The sequence below is a fragment of the Streptomyces sp. NH27 genome (genome assembly GCF_056859195.1).
Genome location: NZ_JACEGK010000924.1, coordinates 1 through 1,439 on the forward strand (window position 1 = coordinate 1; position 1,439 = coordinate 1,439).

Consider the following 1,439-nt stretch of genomic DNA (forward strand, 5'->3'; position numbering starts at 1 on the left):
GGGCGGGAGTTGCGCAGGGTTTGTGTGGGACGGGTTGACTCCCGGGAAGTGGGGCACTAGACCACTGTCCTACTGAGAGAGCGCTCTCACGGGCGTACGAACCCTGTACACGGTCCCCCACCCGGGCAGGAGCAATACATGTCAGCCGCACGCGCGCAGCACACGCGGGAGTCGGGTCGCAAACGGTTACGGCCGTGGGCGGCGGAACTCGCCCGCCGGGCCCGGACCGGGACCGGACGGCGGGACCGTATCGCCGCGTGCGTCGTGAACCCGGCGCTCACTCAGGGCACTTCCGCGCCGACGGGCGCAACCCCCCACACACTCCGATCGGGACAGGAGATCGCATGTCCAGCGGACAGGTACCAGAGCAGGAGAAGGCGCAGGGCGGATCAGCTCGCGCCGGCCGCGCGGCACGGCGGAGCCGCAGGCCGAAGGCACGGTTGGCGTTGACCGCGGTGGCCGTTGCCGCGCTGAGCCTGGCCGGGATGACGGCGGCCACGGGCACCGGAAGCGCGGCCGCCCCGACCGCGGCCACCGTCGCACCGAACGACGTGCCCGCGCCGCCCGCCGGCTTCACCACCACCTGGAGCGACGACTTCAACGGCGGCGCGAACACCGGTGTGCCGACGTCTGATTGGAAGTACGACACCGGCCCGGGCAGCAGCTTCGGCACCGGTGAGATCGAGACGATGACCGACAGCACGTCGAACGTCTACGAGGACGGCAACGGCCACCTGGTGCTGAAGGCGCTGCACAACGGGTCGGACCCGGGCTCGGGTTGGACGTCGGGCCGGATCGAGACGCAGAGCGACAGCTTCGGCGCGCCTGCCGGCGGCGTGGTGATGATGCAGTCCTCGATCCAGCAGCCGGACCTGACCACCGCCAACGGCGCGGGCTACTGGCCGGCGTTCTGGATGCTCGGCTCGACGCTGCGCACCGGCACCACGTGGCCGACCTCGGGCGAGGTGGACATCCTGGAGGACATCAACTCCCGTAGCTCGGTGTTCGGCACGCTGCACTGCGGCACCAACCCGGGCGGCCCGTGCAACGAGTCGACCGGCATCGGCTCCGGCGAGCACGCCTGCTCCGGCTGCCAGACCGGCTACCACACGTACGCGGTGCAGATCGACCGCTCGGTGTCGCCCGAGCAGATCCGCTGGTACCTGGACGGGCAGAACTACTTCACCGTCAACTCGACCCAGGTGGACGCCACCACGTGGGCGAACGCGGTGGACCACCCGTTCTTCATCATCTACGACCTGGCGACGGGCGGCGGCTTCCCCGACGCGTTCGGCGGCGGCCCCAACTCCGCGACCGTGTCCGGCGGCCAGATGAACATCGACTACGTGGCGGTCTACAACAAGGCCCCGTAGGCGCGAGGGCGGCCCAACGGCACGACATCGCAACGCGGTACAACGCAACGGGCGGGTGGGCCGGAC

At 70.4% G+C, this 1,439-nt stretch carries 1 protein-coding gene; it reads left to right on the forward strand.

Annotated features, from left to right (window positions below):
- The first annotated feature begins 344 nt into the window (after window positions 1-344).
- Entirely contained in the window at window positions 345-1,373 is a 1,029-nt protein-coding gene (locus AC13HU_RS37125) for a glycoside hydrolase family 16 protein (protein ID WP_483046407.1), read from the forward strand.
- Window positions 1,374-1,439: the final 66 nt, after the last annotated feature.

Bases quoted from the DNA above. Each gene is read 5' to 3' on its own strand.
- AC13HU_RS37125 (WP_483046407.1), top strand. From the start codon at position 345: ATGTCCAGCGGACAGGTACCAGAGCAGGAGAAGGCGCAGGGCGGATCA.